This is a genomic window from Proteus sp. G4380, from assembly GCF_963885725.1.
Classification (GTDB): Bacteria; Pseudomonadota; Gammaproteobacteria; order Enterobacterales; family Enterobacteriaceae; genus Proteus; species Proteus mirabilis.
In genome coordinates, this window is sequence record NZ_CAWPAV010000122.1 from 30,031 (window position 1) to 49,734 (window position 19,704).

General features: G+C 41.1%; 16 protein-coding genes. 2 read left to right on the plus strand and 14 right to left on the minus strand.

Going from position 1 to position 19,704, the window contains the following annotated elements; all coding sequences use genetic code 11:
* Positions 1 to 79: 79 nt before the first annotated feature.
* The gene (locus tag AACU98_RS11390) at positions 80 to 1,291 is read left to right on the plus strand and encodes an alpha-xenorhabdolysin family binary toxin subunit A (RefSeq protein WP_161735915.1); all 1,212 of its coding nucleotides are present in this window, start codon (positions 80 to 82) and stop codon (positions 1,289 to 1,291) included.
* A 14-nt stretch (positions 1,292 to 1,305) separates the two neighbouring features.
* Positions 1,306 to 2,313, plus strand: coding sequence for an alpha-xenorhabdolysin family binary toxin subunit B (locus tag AACU98_RS11395; RefSeq protein WP_161735917.1), 1,008 nt, complete (start codon positions 1,306 to 1,308; stop codon positions 2,311 to 2,313).
* A gap of 363 nt (positions 2,314 to 2,676) precedes the next feature.
* Here the strand turns inward: AACU98_RS11395 and nuoN are convergent, their stop codons facing one another.
* The 14 genes from nuoN to hexA all read right to left on the minus strand — a co-directional run bounded on the left by nuoN (position 2,677) and on the right by hexA (position 19,338).
* Positions 2,677 to 4,146: an NADH-quinone oxidoreductase subunit NuoN gene (gene nuoN / locus AACU98_RS11400; protein ID WP_004243680.1), complete on the minus strand. Its 1,470-nt coding sequence runs from the start codon at positions 4,144 to 4,146 to the stop codon at positions 2,677 to 2,679.
* Positions 4,147 to 4,152: 6 nt separating this feature from the next.
* Positions 4,153 to 5,682: an NADH-quinone oxidoreductase subunit M gene (gene nuoM / locus AACU98_RS11405; protein ID WP_004243685.1), complete on the minus strand. Its 1,530-nt coding sequence runs from the start codon at positions 5,680 to 5,682 to the stop codon at positions 4,153 to 4,155.
* Between the two features lie 19 nt (positions 5,683 to 5,701).
* Positions 5,702 to 7,537 (minus strand): NADH-quinone oxidoreductase subunit L, encoded by a 1,836-nt coding sequence (gene nuoL, locus AACU98_RS11410; protein WP_004248388.1) that lies wholly within the window; start codon positions 7,535 to 7,537, stop codon positions 5,702 to 5,704.
* On the minus strand, positions 7,534 to 7,836 hold the full coding sequence (nuoK, locus tag AACU98_RS11415) for an NADH-quinone oxidoreductase subunit NuoK (RefSeq protein ID WP_004243687.1): 303 nt from the start codon (positions 7,834 to 7,836) through the stop codon (positions 7,534 to 7,536). Before nuoK ends, nuoL begins: the two co-directional genes overlap by 4 nt.
* Positions 7,833 to 8,366, minus strand: coding sequence for an NADH-quinone oxidoreductase subunit J (nuoJ, locus tag AACU98_RS11420; protein WP_004243688.1), 534 nt, complete (start codon positions 8,364 to 8,366; stop codon positions 7,833 to 7,835). The genes nuoK and nuoJ overlap by 4 nt, the downstream gene beginning before the upstream one ends.
* Before the next feature lie 12 nt (positions 8,367 to 8,378).
* Positions 8,379 to 8,921 (minus strand): NADH-quinone oxidoreductase subunit NuoI, encoded by a 543-nt coding sequence (gene nuoI / locus AACU98_RS11425; protein ID WP_004243689.1) that lies wholly within the window; start codon positions 8,919 to 8,921, stop codon positions 8,379 to 8,381.
* 14 nt (positions 8,922 to 8,935) lie between these two features.
* On the minus strand, positions 8,936 to 9,913 hold the full coding sequence (nuoH, locus tag AACU98_RS11430; protein ID WP_004243690.1) for an NADH-quinone oxidoreductase subunit NuoH: 978 nt from the start codon (positions 9,911 to 9,913) through the stop codon (positions 8,936 to 8,938).
* The gene (gene nuoG / locus AACU98_RS11435) at positions 9,913 to 12,636 is read right to left on the minus strand and encodes an NADH-quinone oxidoreductase subunit NuoG (protein ID WP_170827684.1); all 2,724 of its coding nucleotides are present in this window, start codon (positions 12,634 to 12,636) and stop codon (positions 9,913 to 9,915) included. The genes nuoH and nuoG overlap by 1 nt, the downstream gene beginning before the upstream one ends.
* Positions 12,637 to 12,698: 62 nt before the next feature.
* Complete coding sequence (gene nuoF, locus AACU98_RS11440) at positions 12,699 to 14,063, minus strand: NADH-quinone oxidoreductase subunit NuoF (protein ID WP_115286847.1); 1,365 nt, start codon at positions 14,061 to 14,063, stop codon at positions 12,699 to 12,701.
* Entirely contained in the window at positions 14,060 to 14,605 is a 546-nt protein-coding gene (gene nuoE, locus AACU98_RS11445; RefSeq protein WP_004243693.1) for an NADH-quinone oxidoreductase subunit NuoE, read from the minus strand. The genes nuoF and nuoE overlap by 4 nt, the downstream gene beginning before the upstream one ends.
* 2 nt (positions 14,606 to 14,607) lie before the next feature.
* A complete protein-coding gene (gene nuoC, locus AACU98_RS11450) occupies positions 14,608 to 16,404 on the minus strand; it encodes an NADH-quinone oxidoreductase subunit C/D (RefSeq protein WP_004243696.1) in 1,797 nt (598 codons plus the stop codon).
* Between the two features lie 76 nt (positions 16,405 to 16,480).
* Positions 16,481 to 17,155, minus strand: a complete 675-nt coding sequence (locus AACU98_RS11455; protein WP_004243697.1) for a NuoB/complex I 20 kDa subunit family protein — start codon at positions 17,153 to 17,155, stop codon at positions 16,481 to 16,483.
* A gap of 17 nt (positions 17,156 to 17,172) precedes the next feature.
* On the minus strand, positions 17,173 to 17,625 hold the full coding sequence (locus tag AACU98_RS11460) for an NADH-quinone oxidoreductase subunit A (RefSeq protein ID WP_004243698.1): 453 nt from the start codon (positions 17,623 to 17,625) through the stop codon (positions 17,173 to 17,175).
* A gap of 795 nt (positions 17,626 to 18,420) precedes the next feature.
* On the minus strand, positions 18,421 to 19,338 hold the full coding sequence (gene hexA, locus AACU98_RS11465) for a transcriptional regulator HexA (RefSeq protein ID WP_004243703.1): 918 nt from the start codon (positions 19,336 to 19,338) through the stop codon (positions 18,421 to 18,423).
* Positions 19,339 to 19,704 lie beyond the last annotated feature (366 nt).

The following is a 19,704-nucleotide window of genomic DNA, read 5'->3' on the forward strand; positions in this document are numbered from 1 at the left end:
AGATAATCGCAAATGGAAAACAGATCACTTCTAAATTATGCCTTAATCATAACAAATAATTATACATAAGAGAGGTTATATGGATACAACCACCCTTGATCATATAGATAAAGTGATTGAACAATACCAACTTCCCGAAGTCACTCTTAGCTTAATTCTAGGTAAAAATATCGATCATGGACGTAGTGCGGGTATTTTTACACCTTATGATCTTAATAAAATCAAATCTTATATTGATAAAGTATTAAAGTTACCTTATCAAAAAGACACTATTATTGAATTATTAGGCTATGAAGATATTAACATTTCCCAAATATCGGCTGAAACTATTCAAACCCTCTTCTTAAATATGAGAACACATGCCTTTGAATGGCAAAAAATTGAATACTCAGTAAAACAGCAAGCTATTGATTTAGAGATCACCGGTAGAGAAATCACGAGTACAGGTGAGCAACTATTGGCATTTATTAATAAAATGCCAATTATAAAAAAAATAAATAGGAAAATTGAAGATATCACACCAGAAGAACTCAGTTCAATAAAATATTCAACACAAGATAAAAAAGTGTCTAAACAACTTGTTGCCATTTTAGAAAGCATGAAAAATGATATTAATGATCAATATAATAATACCTTAAAAATAAAAAACATGATTTATGATTTTAGAATAGAAATTGTGGGAGGTGAAAATAGTAAAGGTAATATATGTCATTCAATTTATTATGATATCATTAATAAAAAGAAATATATTAATGATTTTTTTGATAATAGTGATGACTCACTAAATGAACAGAGAATTTTATTAGAAAATGAAATTGAAATATTAAAAAAAGAGTATCAACACTTCGTGAAACTCGCCTTTACGGGGTTAGCATTCGGTATTATTGGTGTGATCATTACTGGAGGGATCTTTGGTTCAAAAGCTGAAAAAATCCGTAAAAAAAGAAATGAAACAATAGAGAAACTACATAATATCAATAAAGGAATAAAACAACAATCAACTATTTCTGAGTGTTTACAACGTTTTCAAGTCGATTTAGACGAAATAGAACAATATATTGAAGATGCTGATATGTCTGTGGAGCATCTTCTTTATATGTGGCAAACAATTTTAACTGAAATTAATGCTTCATTAATTAATTTTAAAAAAATTGATAATGCAATGGAGTTAATTAGATTTAGTATTTATTTAGAAAAAATCATTGCACCTTGGTATATGGTGGTCGGTTACTCAAAGGAAATGATGGCGGTATTTGATGAAGCTTTATCCTCTTTTTATTCATCTAAATAACAAAAGGAAATGTTATGAATAGTGTAACTTCGCAATTACAGGAATTTGATTGCAATCAATTTTTCCATACTATTAAATCAATTAGAAAAATAACTTCTGAACTATTTGAACATGATAATATCTTAAATCATAATCTTATTACCATATCAATAAACAATAATAAAATTTACGATGAAATAATTATTTTCTCTATTCTGCTAAAAAGCAGGCTAAACCAGAAATTGTTAACCGGGATATTTAAAAATATTAATGAAATTAATCATGCAATAGCTGATAGAGAGTTGACACAGCAATTATCAGAAAAACTGCTCCAAGAGAAAAAATTTATTGAACAGTTATTTAAAGATGAATTAACTGAATCTATAGAAATTATAGAAAAGCACATCAGTTTTATTAATGATAAAAAACAGCTCTTAACAACCACCACTATTATTAGTGAAATAGATAAATTAATTAGAAATAAAGAAGAAATATCTATTGAAATCAATGAGAAAATTGCCAAGCAAAAGTTATCGATTAATGAAATTAAAGAACAACTCGATATAATTACTAAAAGTGAAGATATTATTTATAATAAAAATATCCTCGATTTTTTTACCTCTCACCTGCCAAGTAAACAGACAATTTCTAAACTGCAGTTGGCTTCTTCAGAAAAAGATATTCTCTCTGTTTTTATCGATCTGCTAAAGCAATTTTTTACTCATCTGGAGAAAGGGTTTTCTTACCAAAAACTGGTAGAGACACGTCATACTCTTATTGATAACTATTTGATACAGATAAAAAATCTAACCAAACTAGAACAGAAAAAACAAGCTCTCTTATTTACCCTAAGTCGTTATTATGCAGTCACAGAAATCAATCAATATATTGATATGTTAAATCAACAATTATCGCTATTAGAGCAGTATTGGCATACATTAATAGAGCAACTGATACAATTAAAACGCAATCTTTCCGAGGCAAAAACCGTGCTCTCACCTCATCTTGTATTCCTTAATCACTTTTCACACCATTATCAATAATATTTTCACTAGCCAGACATCATAACCCCCTTAAAACAGGGGGTATGATTGGTATAGTAGATATAGAACCGTTCAATATAATCTGGTGCATTCACTCGGTATAAGCAACAACATCATAAATAAATTCAAAGTCCATAATGGTATCGACTTTATGAATAAGATCATCTTCAGGAACAAGTTTATCAAGGGGAATTGTTGCGAACAAAAATTGCTGGGGGAAGGTATTCTTTTAACATATCGGTTAGCTCACTATTTGTACTAACCTGATAGATCAAACTTCTAACTAAAAACGAGGACTTTTCCGTAGTTTGAAGAGCCTGATAAAATATCAGGCTCTTTATCATAACAACGCGCAGATAAAAATTAATTTATCGCAGGTGCAATGATTGCAAAACGTGTCAGCTCAATCAATGGTTGTGGCCATACACCTAATACAATCACGATAATGGCGCAAACTAAAGTAATTAATGTTGCCATATTTTGTGATGTGGTCGTAACCGCTGGTGCATTATCGTTATCTGGTTTGCGTAAGAAAACGATAGCTGCAGCACGTAGATAGTAGAATAAACCTATCGCACTACCTAACACCACCATGCCTGTTAACCACCACAAACTTGAATCAATACCAGCAAGAATAACATACAGTTTACCAATAAAGCCTAATGTTATTGGTACCCCTGCCAGTGATAGCATCATTAATGACATCACGATGGCAGCAACAGGACGACGCCAGAAAAGCCCACGATAATCTTCAAGAGACTCTAATTCACCTTTATTGTACGGGCTAGAAGCCACAGCAATCGCACCAAATGCACCTAAACTTGCAAAGAGATAACCTGCTAAATAAATCTCAGCGGTTTCTTGTGCCAGTATAGGGCTATATTGCAAGACAATTAATGCAACCAGTAAATAACCAAGGTGAGAGACAGAAGAGTAACCGAGTAAACGTTTTACGTTCTTCTGAGTCAGCGCCATGATATTACCAAACAGGATAGAGGCAATAGCCATAAAGCCTAAGATCATGCGTAATGTTTCGCTATCCGCCGCCGGTGCTTCAAGGAATAAGCGCATCACTACCGCAAATATACCAATCTTGCTCGCTGTCGCTAAAAATGCACCTGTTGGTGCTGGTGCACCTTGGTATACATCCGGTGTCCATAATTGGAATGGGAATAAAGAGAGCTTAAAACCAATTCCCACTAACATCATGCCTAACCCAGCAAGTACTAATGGTTTATGGATATTGCTATCACTTAAACTTTGCCCCATCGCCGTAAAGGAGAGATTTCCTGCTTCAGCATAAAGTAGTGCCATACCAAATAACAAGAAAGAAGAGGCCGCCGCAGAAAGCAGCATATATTTAATGCTCGCTTCCAGTGAAGGACGTTGTTGGAAAGCATAACCAATCAGACCAAATAACGGCAATGTTAATAACTCAATACCAATAAACATTGACGCCAAGTGGTGCGCAGAAGAGAGTAAAATACCGCCAATGACAGCAATCGCCACCAGCATATAAAACTCTTCTTTATTATCTTGATAACCTTCCAACCAAGGATAAGCAAAAGCAACCGTGCCTAAACCAGCAATAATAGTTAATGCCGTGAAAAAGCTGGAATAACCATCTACATGGTAGAGGGTGGTCACATCAACTACGCCTAATGCATTAACGTAGTAAAGTGATCCGAGAGCGATGATAAAACCAGTTGCTGTCAAGGTGGCAATAGTAAAGTGATCGCGTCGCCACGCAATGGACAGCATCACAACCACCACCGTCAAGATGACGACTAACAGCGGTAGCATTGCGATCAATTGTTCAGGAGTTATTGTCATGGCGAATTACAGCCTTACTGTTGAAAGAGAAGCGGAATACCAAGTCTGGAGATTTTCCATTGCTGATATCGAAGTATCTAATACTGGTTGTGGGAAGAAGCCCAAAATAACCAATAAAACCACCAAGATAAACAGGATCAAAAATTCTCTCAGATTTAACCCTTTATAGGTTCTTTCTGCTGTTTTCGGTGAACCATAGTAAGCTTGTTGCATCATCCACAAAGCGTAGACAGAAGCAAAAACTAACCCAAAGACCGAAATAATAGTGATCAGCTTAAAGTGGCCATAAGTACCAAATAGGATCATAAACTCACCAACAAAGTTACCTGTTCCTGGCATACCTAAAGAGGCAACCGCAAAGAACAGTGAAAATGCTGGTAAGAAACGGATGCTTTTCCACAATCCACCCATTTGATTCATATCACGCGTACCTAAACGCTCATACAGCATGCCACACATGATAAACAGACCGGCAGCAGACAAACCATTGGTGATCATTTGAATAATCGCACCTTGGTAAGCCAAAACAGAGCCAGCATAAATCGCAATCACGATAAAGCCCATGTGAGAAATACTACTGTAAGCGGCCAGACGTTTAATATCCGTTTGACGGAATGCTAACAGTGCAGCGTAGAATACGGTGATTAAGCCTAGCCACATCGCAACAGGTGCCAGTAATGCAGACGCTTCTGGGAATAACGGTAAGTTAAAACGTAATAAACCGTAAGCGGCTGTTTTTAGCAAAATACCTGATAAGTCAACAGAGCCCGCCGTTGGTGCTTCTGCATGTGCATCAGCTAGCCAGCCATGAACGGGGACAATTGGCATTTTTACTGCGAATGCAGCAAAGAAGCCAAGCATCAGAATAAATTGCAGTTCACTACCTAATAAGGTGTGCGCTTGTAGTAAGGTGTCATAATTAAACGTCCAAATACCTGTTTTGCTGTAAAAAGCGACAGCTAAACCGATAATGGCCAGCAACATTAACAGGCCACTCGCCTGTGTATAAATAAAGAACTTAGTTGCTGCACTAACATGTTTCTCATCGCTACTTCCTTTATGTCCCCAAAGAGAGATAAGGAAATACATTGGGATCAACATCATTTCCCAAAAGAAGAAGAATAAGAACAAGTCAGTCGCTAAGAATACCCCCATAACACCTGCTAAGATCCACAGCAGGTTGAAATGGAAAGCCCCTTGTGATGGTTGATTTTCGCTCCATGAAGAGAGCACCGCTAAAATACCTAAAATAGCAGTTAATACCACCATCAATAATGACATGCCATCAAGTGCAAACTGAATATTAATCCCCAAAGCAGGGATCCACGGTACAAAGTAAAACTCTGTCCAGCGAGGTGCACCATCAACACTAATCAGTTGATAGTCACCTTGCAACCACAGTTGCACAGAAATAACGAGTGTTAATCCCATCGTCAGCAACGCAACCCAGCGAGGAACTTGCGAGCCGATTCGTTCAGCCTGCCAACTTAGCAGGCCACCGATGAAGGGAATAAGTATTAGCCAGGGTAATAACATGGCGCAATGTGTCCCTTAATTAAACCAGAAGCAGCAGAGCGATAACCAGCACTGCACCTAAACCGAGAGAAGCCGCATACCAACGCGCTAATCCGTTTTCACTGAAACTCAAGCCTTTATTGGCGCCTTTAAAGAGACAACCAAAGAGATTAAAGAATTGGTTAACAGGATCATTTTGGATAAGCCATGCCGCACCTTTATAAGGTTTGACAAACAGCACCTCATACAGTGCATCAAATCCCCATGCGTGGAACCACCATGTTGAGAAGAAACGCCCTGTTTTGGTATTTGCCACCTGAGAAACAAGTTGACGCTGTTTCAGGTATAACCATGCTGCAATGGCAACGCCTACAATCGCTACCACACCAGAAAGGATTTCTAATACATACTTACCTTCATGAGTAACGGTGCTTTCTGGGAAAACATCGCCTAACGGTTGGGTAATTAACGCCCCAATAAAGGTTGATAACAACGCTAATACCGCTAATGGGAAAGTATGAGTGAAGCCTTTAACTTGGTGTGCTTCGGTTTTGGTTTCACCATGGAATACGATGAAAATTAAACGGAAGGTATAAAGTGACGTAAAGAATGCGCCAATTAAACCTGCTAACATTAAATTGAAATGTCCGTTTGCGTACGCACCCCATAAGATTTCATCTTTACTGAAGAACCCTGCTGTTAACAGTGGTAATGCCGCTAAGGCACCTCCGCCAATTAAAAAGCATGCATAAACAAATGGGATCTTCTTACGTAACCCGCCCATCTTAAAGATATTCTGTTCATGATGGCAGGCAATAATCACTGAACCTGCAGATAAGAACAATAATGCTTTAAAGAACGCGTGAGTCATTAAGTGGAAAATTGCGCCATCCCATGCTTGAGCCCCCAACGCCAAGAACATATAACCAATTTGGCTCATGGTTGAGTAAGCAAGAATACGCTTGATATCGGTTTGTACTAAAGCCGCAAAACCCGCTAATACTAATGTCACTGCACCAACGATACCGACTAATTCTAAGATATCAGGTGCCATTAAGAATAGCGCATTACTACGAGCAACTAAGTACACACCAGCGGTAACCATGGTGGCGGCGTGGATCAACGCAGAAACAGGTGTTGGACCGGCCATCGCATCCGCTAACCAAGTTTGTAATGGTAGTTGTGCTGATTTACCTACCGCACCCCCTAAGACCATTAACATTGCCCAGTTAATGATGCTTGATCCTGCGGTCAGTTGTTCAGGAGCCAATACCGCCATTTCGCGGAAACTTAGCGTACCTAATTGATCAAACAGGATAAACATACCGATAGCTAAGAAGACATCACCAATACGGGTAACAATAAATGCTTTCATTGCTGCCGCGCCATTAGCTGGGTTGTTATAGTAGAAACCAATTAATAAGTAACTACATAAACCAACCCCTTCCCAACCCATATACATCAGCATCATATTATCAGCCAATACTAAAACAACCATACTCGCGATAAATAAGTTGGTATAAGCAAAGAAGCGAGAATATCCTTCTTCACCACGCATATACCAAGATGCATACATATGAATAAGAAAACCAACGCCAGTGATAACACCTAGCATGGTTAATGATAGGCCATCAAGCACCAACGTAAATGGGATAGTAAAGTTCCCCGCTGACATCCAAGTCCAGAGCGTTAAGACTTCTGTTTCTTGTCCGTGAGCAAAGAAATCTATCCCCACCCAAAGTGTCACTAAAGCTGATAAACCAACAGCGCCCGTGCCAATCCATGCTGATACATTTTCAGACCAACGACCACCTGAGAATGCGAGCAGTAAAAATCCCAGCAGTGGTAGCACAAAGGTTAAATAGAGTATATTCATCCGCGCATCTCACTGACTGTATCAATATTGAGGTTTTGGCGATGACGATGAAGTTGTAATAACAATGCCAAGCCAATACTTGCCTCTGCCGCTGCCAAACTGATTGCCAGAATATACATAATCTGACCATCTGTTTGACCCCAATAGCTACCACCAACCACAAAGGCTAGCGCAGCTGAATTAATCATAATTTCGAGTCCGATCAACATAAATAACAGGTTGCGGCGAAGTACTAAGCAAGTAAAACCTAACACAAATAGTACCGCAGCCAAGATCAAACCATGTTGAAGAGGTATCATTTTGGCTCCCCTACTTTTTCGTTTTCGACGAGATCGTCATGGCTCTGATCACGACCGATGTGATAAGCAACAATTAATCCTGACAATAAGAGAACGGATGCTAACTCAACAGCCAGAATATAAGGCCCAAATAAGCTAATACCGACTTCTTTCGCCCCAATAATCTCACCACTAATCTCACCATGAGTGACACTACTAATTGCATAAACCAATACAATTAACAGTACCAGAGACAAAATCGCTGGCCCTATCCAAAATCTAGGCTGTAACCATTTTCTCTCTTGCTCAACGACCGATTTTCCTAAGTTAAGCATCATCACAACGAATACGAATAGCACCATAATCGCGCCGGCGTAAACGATGATCTCTAAAGCACCTGCAAAATAGGCACCTAACGAGAAGAACACTACTGAAAGGCCAATTAATGAAACAATCAGATACAGCAGTGCGTGTACCGGATTGGTATGCGTTATTACTCTTAAAGTGGCAAGGATTGAAATCAGTCCTGCAATATAAAATGCAAATTCCATGAATATCGCTCCTTACGGTAACAGGCTTTTGACATCGATAGGTTTCGCTTCATCATCTGCTTCACCTTTATCTTTGCCATTAATCGCCATACCTGTTTTACGGTAAAAGTTATATTCAGGATATTTACCAGGCCCTGAAATTAATAAATCGTCTTTTTCATAAACCAGATCTTGACGCTTAAATTCACCCATTTCGAAATCAGGGGTTAATTGTAGAGCCGTTGTTGGACATGCTTCTTCACATAAGCCACAAAAGATACAACGCGAAAAGTTGATACGGAAAAACTCAGGATACCAACGACCATCTTCATGTTCTGCTTTTTGTAATGAGATACAACCAACAGGGCACACCGCTGCGCACAAGTTACAAGCAACACAACGCTCTTCACCATCAGGATCACGGGTCAATACAATACGTCCACGATAACGCGGTGCAACATTGACAGGTTCTTCCGGGTACATCTGCGTTTCGCGTTTGGCAAAGGCGTGTAAGCCAATCATCCAAATGCTGCGTACCTGGGTGCCGAAACCAGTCACTAACTCTTTTAAAGTCATGGTTCAATCACCCCTTATTGAGCGTTGTAGAGGATCACTGCAGCAGTGACCAACAGATTGATTAAAGTTAACGGTAAGCAGATCTTCCAACCAAAAGCCATCACTTGGTCATAACGCGGACGCGGTAATGATGCACGGATCAGAATAAACATCATCATGAAGAATCCTGTTTTCAGTGCAAACCAAACGAATGACGGTAAGAAAGGACCTTGCCAACCACCGAAGAATAACGTCACTATTAAGCCAGAAACGGCAACGATACCGATATATTCACCGACAAAGAACAGACCGAATTTCATACCGGAATATTCAATGTGATAACCATCAGCCAACTCTTGCTCTGCTTCGGGTTGGTCAAAAGGATGACGGTGACAAACGGCAACGCCAGCAATCGCAAAGGTAATAAAGCCAAAGAATTGTGGGATAATGTTCCACATATGGGCTTGCGAATTGACAATATCCGTTAAGTTAAACGAACCCGCTTGTGCCACAACACCTAAAATAGAAAGTCCTAAGAAAACCTCATAACTAACTGTTTGTGCTGAAGCACGCATTGCACCTAATAACGAATATTTATTGTTACTTGACCAGCCAGCAAATAAAACGGCATACACCGCTAAACCCGCTACCATCAAGAAAAATAAAATACCAATGTTTAAATCAGCCACAACCCAGGTTGAGCTAACTGGCACAATAGCAAATGACAATAATAAGGAAGAAAAGGCAATCACTGGTGCTATGGTAAAGATAAAGCGATCAGCAAATTTTGGGATCCAGTCCTCTTTAAAGAACATTTTGATCATATCCGCAATTAACTGTGCTGAACCTGCATAACCTACACGGTTAGGCCCATAACGGTTTTGGAATAACCCCAGTAGACGACGCTCCCCCATACTCATAAAAGCACCACAAGTGACAACCACCAGCAAGATCACCACGGCTTTTAAAACAGTGAGTAAAATCTCTGTAACTTCAGGAGATAACCAGCTCATTATGCAATACCCCGCAGTTGACGAACCGATACACCCACCAGTGATGGCGAAATGCCAGCCATCCCTAACGGAAGGCCAATTTGACCTCGAGTTAAGTGAGCACTGATTTTCACAGGTAAGGTGAATTCACGACCTTCGTAAGTAAACATCGCTTGTTGACCTTGAGATAATGCTAATGCGATGGCATCAGATTCACTCACGGTTAAATAAGCGTTGTCCATACGTTGTTGGATCACTTGTGAACGTTGCGATAACTCTTCGCTACCAAACAGACGATAGTAAGGAGCTACAACCCATTGATTTTCAACTAGGTTAAAGGCTGGTGGAATATCAGTGAAATAACCTAATGTGTTATCACTACATTCGATTAAGCGTACACCCGGATCACCAAAACGTAAGCTTCCCCCGACTTCAGACTGGAACTTATTCCATGCTTGTGGTGAGTTCCAACCCGGTGCCCATGCAAATGGAATTTGCTGGCGAGGAGCCGTTGGGCTGTTGTTTCCTTCCATAGAGAAAGCAAATGGGCTATCGATATCTTTCGGTTGACGCTGTTCATGTACTGAAACATTTGCCAACATGGAAGTACGACCACTATAACGATGCGGTTCACGGGCTAATTTTTGACCACGAATACGGAATGATGCATTAGGTGCCGCATTCACAATACCGGCAAATTGCGGTAGACGCGTTGCACATAGCTCAATCACATGATCTAACTGCGTCCAGTCAAGATTACCTTCATGCCATTGTGAATCAACAGCACTTAGCCAACGCCAACTTTCATGCATCACTACTTCTTTGTTATAGAAAGAAGGTTCAAACACTTGGAAGTAACGTTGCGCTCTGCCCTCTTGACTCACCATAGTGCCATCACTTTCAGCAAAGGAGGAAGCAGGTAACACAAGGTGTGCTTTTTCCATGATCTCAGTTTGCTGATGGTCAATCACAATTAGGTGATCCACTTTAGCAATCGCGTCATCAATGACGTCGGCGGCAAAATGGCGATACAAGTCGTTTTCCATCACAATAGCGCTATCTGCTTGACCACTACGCATCACTTTCAATGCGTCATCCAGTGGTTTCGCTTTCATCATCGCCAGCCCCATGCTATTGGCATCATCTGCCACATAAGAGAGACCAACTTCGCTCCCCTTGGCTTTTAAGGCAAAAGCGATATTAGCAGCCGCTTTGATAACCTCTTCGCTACCGGCATGACTACCACTAATGATTAACGGTTTTTTCGCTTGCGATAAGGCTTGAACAATCATGTCAATCTGTTTATTCAATGCTTCATCTAAGCCATCAACCGCAGGAGCTTCACCATTAATATGATGGGCAATGGCAAAACCTAAACGCGCTTGTTCAACCACCGGCGCACGATAACTCCAAGCGGCAACATCATCCAGACGAGTTTCATCAACATGGGTGACAAACAGTGGATATTTCGCCCGTTGACCGATATTCATGATGGCGGCAATTTGCCAATCAGCCACTTTTTGTGCGGCTGCCATCTCACGTGCTTTACCTTTTACGGCTTGACGTACTGACAGTGCCATACGAGCACCTGTCTGTGTTAAGTCTTCACCTAACACCAGTACTGCGTCATAGTCTTCAATCTCACGGAGAGATGGAGTATAAACGCCACCTTTTTGTAAAATATCCAGCATTAAGGTCAAGCGAGCCTGCTCTGCAGCTGAAATACCACTATAGAAATTTTCAGCACCAACCACTTCACGTAAAGCAAAGTTGCTTTCAATACTGGCTCGTGGTGAGCCGATACCGACAACACGTTGCCCTTTCTTCAGCATTTCTGCAGCGGCTTGCGTTGCTTGTGCTGCACTGATTTCAAGCCAGTTACTGCCTAAACGTTTTTTAGGTTGACGAGGTCTACTCGCTAAATTGACATAACCGTAGCCAAAACGACCACGATCACAAAGGAAGTAACGGTTTACTGTACCGTTATAACGGTTTTCAATACGACGCAATTCACCATAGCGCTCACCTGGGCTGATATTGCAACCCATGCTACAACCTTGGCAAATACTAGGGGCAAACTGCATATCCCACTTACGGTTATAACGTGATGAGTGAGTTTTGTCAGTAAAGACACCCGTTGGACAAATCTCAACTAAGTTACCTGAGAATTCGCTCTCTAATGTGCCATCTTCAACCCGTCCAAAGAACACGTTGTTATGTGCACCAAAGACCCCCAGATCAGTGCCATCAGCATAATCTTTGTAGTAACGAACACAGCGGTAACAAGCAATACAGCGGTTCATTTCATGAGAAATAAACGGCCCTAACTCTTGGTTTCTATGTGTACGCTTAGTAAAGCGATAGCGACGCATAGTATGACCTGTCATAACGGTCATATCTTGAAGGTGGCAGTTCCCCCCTTCTTCACAAACAGGACAATCGTGAGGATGGTTAGTCATATACCATTCAACAACGCTTTCGCGGAATTTTTTCGCTTCTTCGTCATCAATGGAGATAAACGTGCCATCAGCCGCAGGTGTCATACAAGACATTACCAAGCGACCGCGGGTATCCTCAGCATTTTGATACTGCTTAACCGCACACTGGCGGCAAGCGCCAACGCTTCCCAGCGCTGGGTGCCAGCAAAAATAAGGAATATCTAAGCCTAAATTAAGACAGGCTTCTAACAGGTTATCAGCCCCGTTAACTTCATATTCTTTGCCGTCTACATGAATCGTAGCCATAGTCAGCATGCTTCCCAAAGGCCTGCATTGCAGGCGTTAAACCTAGAATGTATCGTGAAAAACTACCAGCGGCTTTTCAGCAAGTTAGGCTGAATACCACGGATAAGATTGGCATTGGTATAGTCTTCTTGAATAATGCCAGCCTCAAATTCTTCACGGAAATATTTGATTGCGCTTTGTAAAGGCTCTACTGCCCCCGGTGCGTGAGCACAGAATGTGTGCCCTGGGCTTAAAGAGCGGCAGAGGTGCTCAAGAGTCTCAATATCACCAGGACGACCTTGACCTTTTTCTATCGCGCGTAAGATTTCGACACTCCATGGCAAGCCATCACGACAAGGTGTACACCAGCCACAAGATTCACGCGCAAAGAACTCTTCCAAGTTACGGGTTAATGAAACCATGTTAATTTCATTATCTACCGCCATCGCCAACGCAGTACCTAAACGGCTACCAGCTTTGGCGATCGTGCCAAAATCCATAGGGAGATCGAGATGATCTTCTGTTAAGAAATCCGTTCCTGCACCACCGGGTTGCCAAGCTTTTAATTTCAGCCCATCACGCATCCCCCCCGCATAATCTTCTAAGATTTCACGAGCTGTAGTACCAAAAGGTAATTCCCATAAGCCTGGATATTTCACGCGACCAGAGAATCCCATTAATTTGGTACCTGCATCTGGACTTTTACCGGCGCTTAAACCGATATACCAATCTTTGCCATGCTCAATAATCGCGGGTACGTTACACAGCGTTTCAACGTTATTCACGCAGGTAGGTTTTCCCCAAGCACCGGAGGTTGCAGGGAATGGCGGTTTCGAGCGAGGGTTAGCACGACGACCTTCCAGTGAGTTGATCAGTGCTGTTTCTTCACCACAGATATAACGACCTGCTCCTGTGTGAACAAATAGCTCAAAATCGATACCAGAGCCGAAGATATTTTTGCCTAAAAAACCCGCTGCTTTGGCTTCTTCAATAGCATGGCGCAGGTGCTGAGCCGCTTCAATATATTCACCACGTAGGAAAATATAACCACGATAAGCTTTCAATGCATGCGCACCGATAATCATCCCTTCGATTAACAGATGTGGCAGTTCTTCCATTAACAGGCGGTCTTTATAGGTTCCCGGCTCCATTTCATCTGCATTACAAAGGATGTAACGGATATTCATACTTTCATCTTTTGGCATCAGACTCCATTTCAAGCCTGTTGAGAATCCAGCACCACCACGTCCTTTTAAGCCTGCATCTTTAACTTCAGAAGTCACCTCATCAGGTGCCATGCTTTTTAATGCTTTTTCTGCCGCTTTATAACCGTTTTTTGCACGGTATTCATCCAGCCATACTGGCTGACGATCATCACGTAAGCGCCACGTTAGCGGATGCGTTTCTGCGCTACGAATAATCGGTTTTGCTCCTGAAATTGCTGTCATGGATACTGCTCCAGTAACGTTTCAATCTCTTCAGGTTTAACAAAACTGTGAGTATCGTCATCTACCATCATAGTAGGACCTTTGTCACAGTTACCTAAACAACAGGTTGGCAGTAAGGTAAAACGACCATCTGGTGTTGTTTGGCCAGGAAGGATATTGAGGTGCTTCTCAATAGCTGCCTGAATGCCTTGATAACCTGTAATATGGCAAACCACACTGTCACAAAAACGAATAATGTGACGGCCGACGGGTTGGCGGAAAATTTGACTATAAAAGGTTGCTACCCCTTCTACATCGCTAGCCGGTATACCGAGCACATCGGCAATAGCATAGATAGCACCGTCTTCAACCCAACCTCGATTTTTTTGCACTATTTTCAGCGCTTCAATCGATGCAGCACGGGGATCTTCATAGTGATGTTTTTCTTGTTCAATTTCAGCACGCTCTTCTTGCGTTAAAACAAACGTGTTTTTCTTTGAATGAGTTACATCAACGATTTCAATCTTCGCGGCATCCTCTTTATGGTTTAATTCATTTTGCATGATTAACGATCCACATCCGACATTACAAAATCGATACTTCCCAGATAGACAATCAAGTCAGAAACCAGACTACCGCGGATAACCGCTGGGATTTGTTGCAGGTGAGCAAAACTTGGCGTACGAATACGCGTACGATAGCTCATCGTGCTGCCATCACTGGTTAAATAATAGCTGTTGATCCCTTTAGTGGCTTCCACCATCTGGAATGATTCATTCGCAGGCATAACAGGGCCCCATGAAACCTGTAAGAAGTGGTTAATCATGGTTTCAATATGCTGTAATGTGCGCTCTTTTGGTGGCGGAGTCGTCAGTGGATGGTCGGCTTTAAATGGCCCTGCTGGCATATTTTTATAACACTGCTCGAGAATACGTAAGCTTTGACGTAATTCTTCGACTTTCAGCATGACACGATCGTAACAGTCACCATTGCTTGCTACTGGAATTTCAAACTCAAAGTTTTCATACCCTGAGTATGGACGCCATTTACGCACGTCAAACTCAACCCCTGTAGCACGAAGCCCGGCACCCGTTACCCCCCAATCTAACGCTTCTTTAGCGTTATAAGAGGCAACACCAATGGTACGGCCTTTTAAAATGCTGTTTTGCAAGGCGGCTTTAACGTAAGAATCAAGACGTTTTGGCATCCAATCTAAGAATTCACGTAGTAAGCGTTCCCACCCTTTTGGTAAATCGTGGGCAACACCACCGATACGGAACCATGCCGGATGCATACGGAAACCGGTGATTGCTTCCACAATATCGTAAACTTTTTGACGATCAGTAAAGGCAAAGAATACCGGTGTCATCGCACCAACATCTTGGATAAAGGTACTGATATACAGTAAATGGCTATTAATACGAAATAGCTCAGACAGCATGACACGAATGACTTTAACGCGCTCAGGTACTTCAATACCGGCAAGCTTTTCCACCGCCAGTACATAAGGCATTTCGTTAACACAACCACCAAGGTATTCAATTCGGTCGGTATAAGGAATATAACTATGCCATGATTGACGCTCGCCCATTTTCTCTGCACCACGATGGTGATAACCAACATCAGGTACACAGTTGACGATTTCTTCGCCATCAAGTTGCAAAATAATACGGAATGCACCGTGAGAAGATGGGTGATTAGGACCAAGGTTTAAGAACATAAAGTCCTCATTCTCAGTACCGCGTTTCATTCCCCACTCTTCTGGTTTAAAGGTCAGTGATTCCATTTCCAGATCCTCTTTCTGCTTAGTCAGCACATAAGGATCAAATTCTGTCGCACGAGCGGGATAATCTTTACGCAGTGGATGACCTTCCCAATTCGGCAACATCATAATACGGCGTAGATTAGGGTGTCCGTTAAAGACGATCCCAAACATATCCCACACTTCACGCTCATACCAATTCGAGTTCGGAAAGATAGAAGTGAGAGTCGGTAGATTAAGATCTTTTTCACTTAATGCGACTTTCAGCATGATATCTTTATTACGATCGAGTGATATCAGATGATAGAAAACGGAAAAATCAGCTGCCGGCAAGCCTTGACGATGCGTGCGTACACGCTCATCAACGCCATGCAAGTCGTACAGCATGACATATGGTTTTGGTAAAGATTTGAGGTATTGCATAACCTCAATAAGTTGTTCCCGCTTAACCCATACCACTGGCATGCCGGTACGAGTCGGCTGGAATGTAAACGCATCTGGCCCAAATTTCTGACGCAGTTCGTTAACCACCTGATCATCAATATGATCGCTGGTTTCCCACGCTGGCCGTGCGCTATTTTGCGCTATCTGATCGGTCATTTCTATTCACCACAACTTTGATCAGGGTTACTATGATCGCAACACATTGCTCTGGTTACGTCTTAGGCAAAAGCCTTTAAATTTCGTCTGGAGTACGCAGATTTTTTACTGCGATCCGCTCACCGTGTTTTCTTTCTCGTTCTGACTGCATATTGGCACGGTAAACGCCTTGGTCGCCCACCACCCAAGATAATGGGCGACGTTCTTTACCAATGGACTCTTGTAATAACATCAATGCTTGCATATAAGCTTCTGGACGAGGTGGGCATCCTGGGATATACACATCAACAGGAATGAATTTATCAACACCTTGCACTACCGAATAGATGTCATACATACCACCAGAGTTAGCGCAAGCTCCCATGGAAATAACCCACTTAGGCTCTAGCATCTGATCGTATAAACGCTGAATAACGGGCGCCATCTTTGTAAAGCAGGTTCCTGCAACCACCATAAAGTCAGCTTGACGAGGGGAAGCACGTAATACTTCAGAACCAAAACGCGCTACGTCATGGACCGCAGTAAATGACGTCACCATTTCAACGTAACAACAGGAAAGACCAAAATTATATGGCCATAAAGAGTTTTTTCTGCCCCAGTTCACAACGTCATGTAACGCATGTTCCAGTTTTCCCATATACACGCTGCGATGAACGTGAGCATCTAACGGGTCACTGACAATTTCCTGTGATTGCAGGGGATAACGGTCATTCTCACCGTTCGGATCTATGCGGGTGAGCGTATAATCCATTTTTAATGCCTCGCTTATTACTGCTGCGGATGTTTGCCGCTGGTTAATCTGACATGGCTTTTACCCGCGGTTTCACGGCGAGAGCGAACTGGTGTCCAATTTAATGCACCAATACGAACCAAATAGAATAATCCAGCTAATAAAATTGCGATAAAGACAGCTGCTTCAATAAAGCCTAACCAGCCCACTTCACGTACGGAAACGGCCCAAGCATAAAGAAACAGTGCTTCAACATCGAAAATTACGAAAAACATGGCAACTAAATAGAATTTAGCTGACATGCGCAGACGAGCGCTGCCAACGGAATCAAGGCCAGATTCATAAGGAACATGTTTAGCCCTTGCTTGTGCACGGCCGCCTAAATAGCGGGCACCCAGCAACATGAGCGAACATAACCCCAATGCGCCTATTAAGAAGACAGCAAATGCCCAATAGTGGGCGATAACTTCGGTGGTCGTAGACATACTCATTGCTTACTCATCAAAGGTGGTGTCAATTAACCAACTCTTATCCGGCGGTTTACACCACATTTATTAATACGAAAAAAAAGGTAAAACAACAGACTTGCTAATTAAATAAATGATAACAATCTATTTAAACCTTTCTTCTTTTAAGGAAAACATTGTGATAACTCACTCAGTTTTCCATCGCTTCTTAACAAATTTAACACTCATTTTTAACACCCAATTACTGGCCAATGCTAAAACGTGTCAGTCAACCTACAAATTTTCTGCTAACACGCTTAGTCTAACCGATAATTCGATTTTACTACACCAGTATCTCAGGAAAAACCTGACTCTATATAGGCAAATGTGCCTTATTTTTTTGATCAAACTCACAAAATAGTCGAAAAAATACATAATCAGTTTAAATTTTATCCAAATTTTAACAAATTAACTTTCCAATAATGTGGAGAAGGTCAAATATCCGTTTTCATTTGACTATTTATTCCCTGAAAACCTAGACAAACCTTTTATTTGTTAACAATTTCTACAAGCGTGTAACCCATCACACCTGCATACAATTTTTTAACAAAGTGATTGAGCGGGAAAAGAGAGGTGGATCACACTGTGATATACATTAATCTCTATAAATATTAAACCAATGTGACTATTTAAAAATAAAGCATAAAAAAACGGAAACAAATGCGTTTATAGCACCTGTTTCCGTTGATTGTGATATATCACTTTATTGTTTCGTTTGACTATTTTTAACCGTTAATATGGGTTATCCAAATAATCATGATAACAATATCACTCTGCGCCTTACTCTAAATCTAAAGAATGCGCTTCTTCAACTGAAGTGACAGTATAAGGCGTTTTCTTATTTTCGATGGCATTGAATACCGTTAATACAGCTTCGTTTTGCTCATCAAAATTACGATATAACCAGTACTGAGTCTCAGGCAAACGAGGTAACCCTTCGCTTTCGCCTAATATACGTAAATCAGCATTTTGCATTTCTAATGGACGAGCTGTGATCCCCACTTCGGCATTTACAGCAGCACGAACCGCAGATAAAGAAGCCGCTTCATACGCAATACGCCATTGAATACCTGCGTCATCTAGTGTATTTGTTGCCAACTGACGGAATGGGTTAGTTTCGTCCATGACCACTAAAGGAATAGGCTCATTCATTTGTAATTGGAAATCAGGGGCACAATGCCACAAAACAGGCGCTGTACGTAACGCTGTGCGTGGATGATGTCCAATACGTGCAGTGGTTAATGCTAAGTCGATTTCGTGGTTATCAAGCATAGTCTCAATAAATTGAGAACGCTTAATACGCACATCAACCGCTAAACGTGGATATACTGATGCAATACGATTTAACAAAAATGGTAGTAGTGTATCGACGGAATCATCAGATGCACCAATACGTAACTCACCTTCAGCATCGCTATATGTTAATGAAGCAGTTGCATCATCATTAGCACGGAGAATTTGACGTGCATAGCCTAATAATTGTAAGCCATGCTCTGTTAACAGTTTATTACGACCATGACGGGCAAAGAGTTCTCTGCCGACTAATTGCTCTAAACGTTGCATCTGCTGACTGACTGCAGATTGAGTTCGACATACAGCGGCCGCAGCGGCTGCAAAAGTATTCAAATCTGCTACAGCAACAAACGTTCTAAGCAGATCGAGGTCGAGATTCATTATCGGACGATTTGCATTAATCATTGTTTATTCTTCACTTATTTTTGATTTTTAAATTACATATACCTGGTGTTTTTTATCAAAAGTCTAAATTGGACTTCCGATTCAGACAGTACCTTACTCTGAAAAAGAGAGCAAAGACATACTGAATACTTTACATTTGTTTGTTGTCGTTTACACCTCCTAGTTCGCAAGCAACTGCATTTTTTTGTAACAAATTAAATTTTATTATCATTCTAAGGATCTACAAGAAAGAACTGTATACCATCATTACAAGTTAGATGTAGATCATACAATGCTCTCTAGGAATACATAAATTTTAACATTTTTAAAATAATTTAAATTACCTTAACTGTGTATGCTATTTTAAGTATCCACCCTTATAAAATA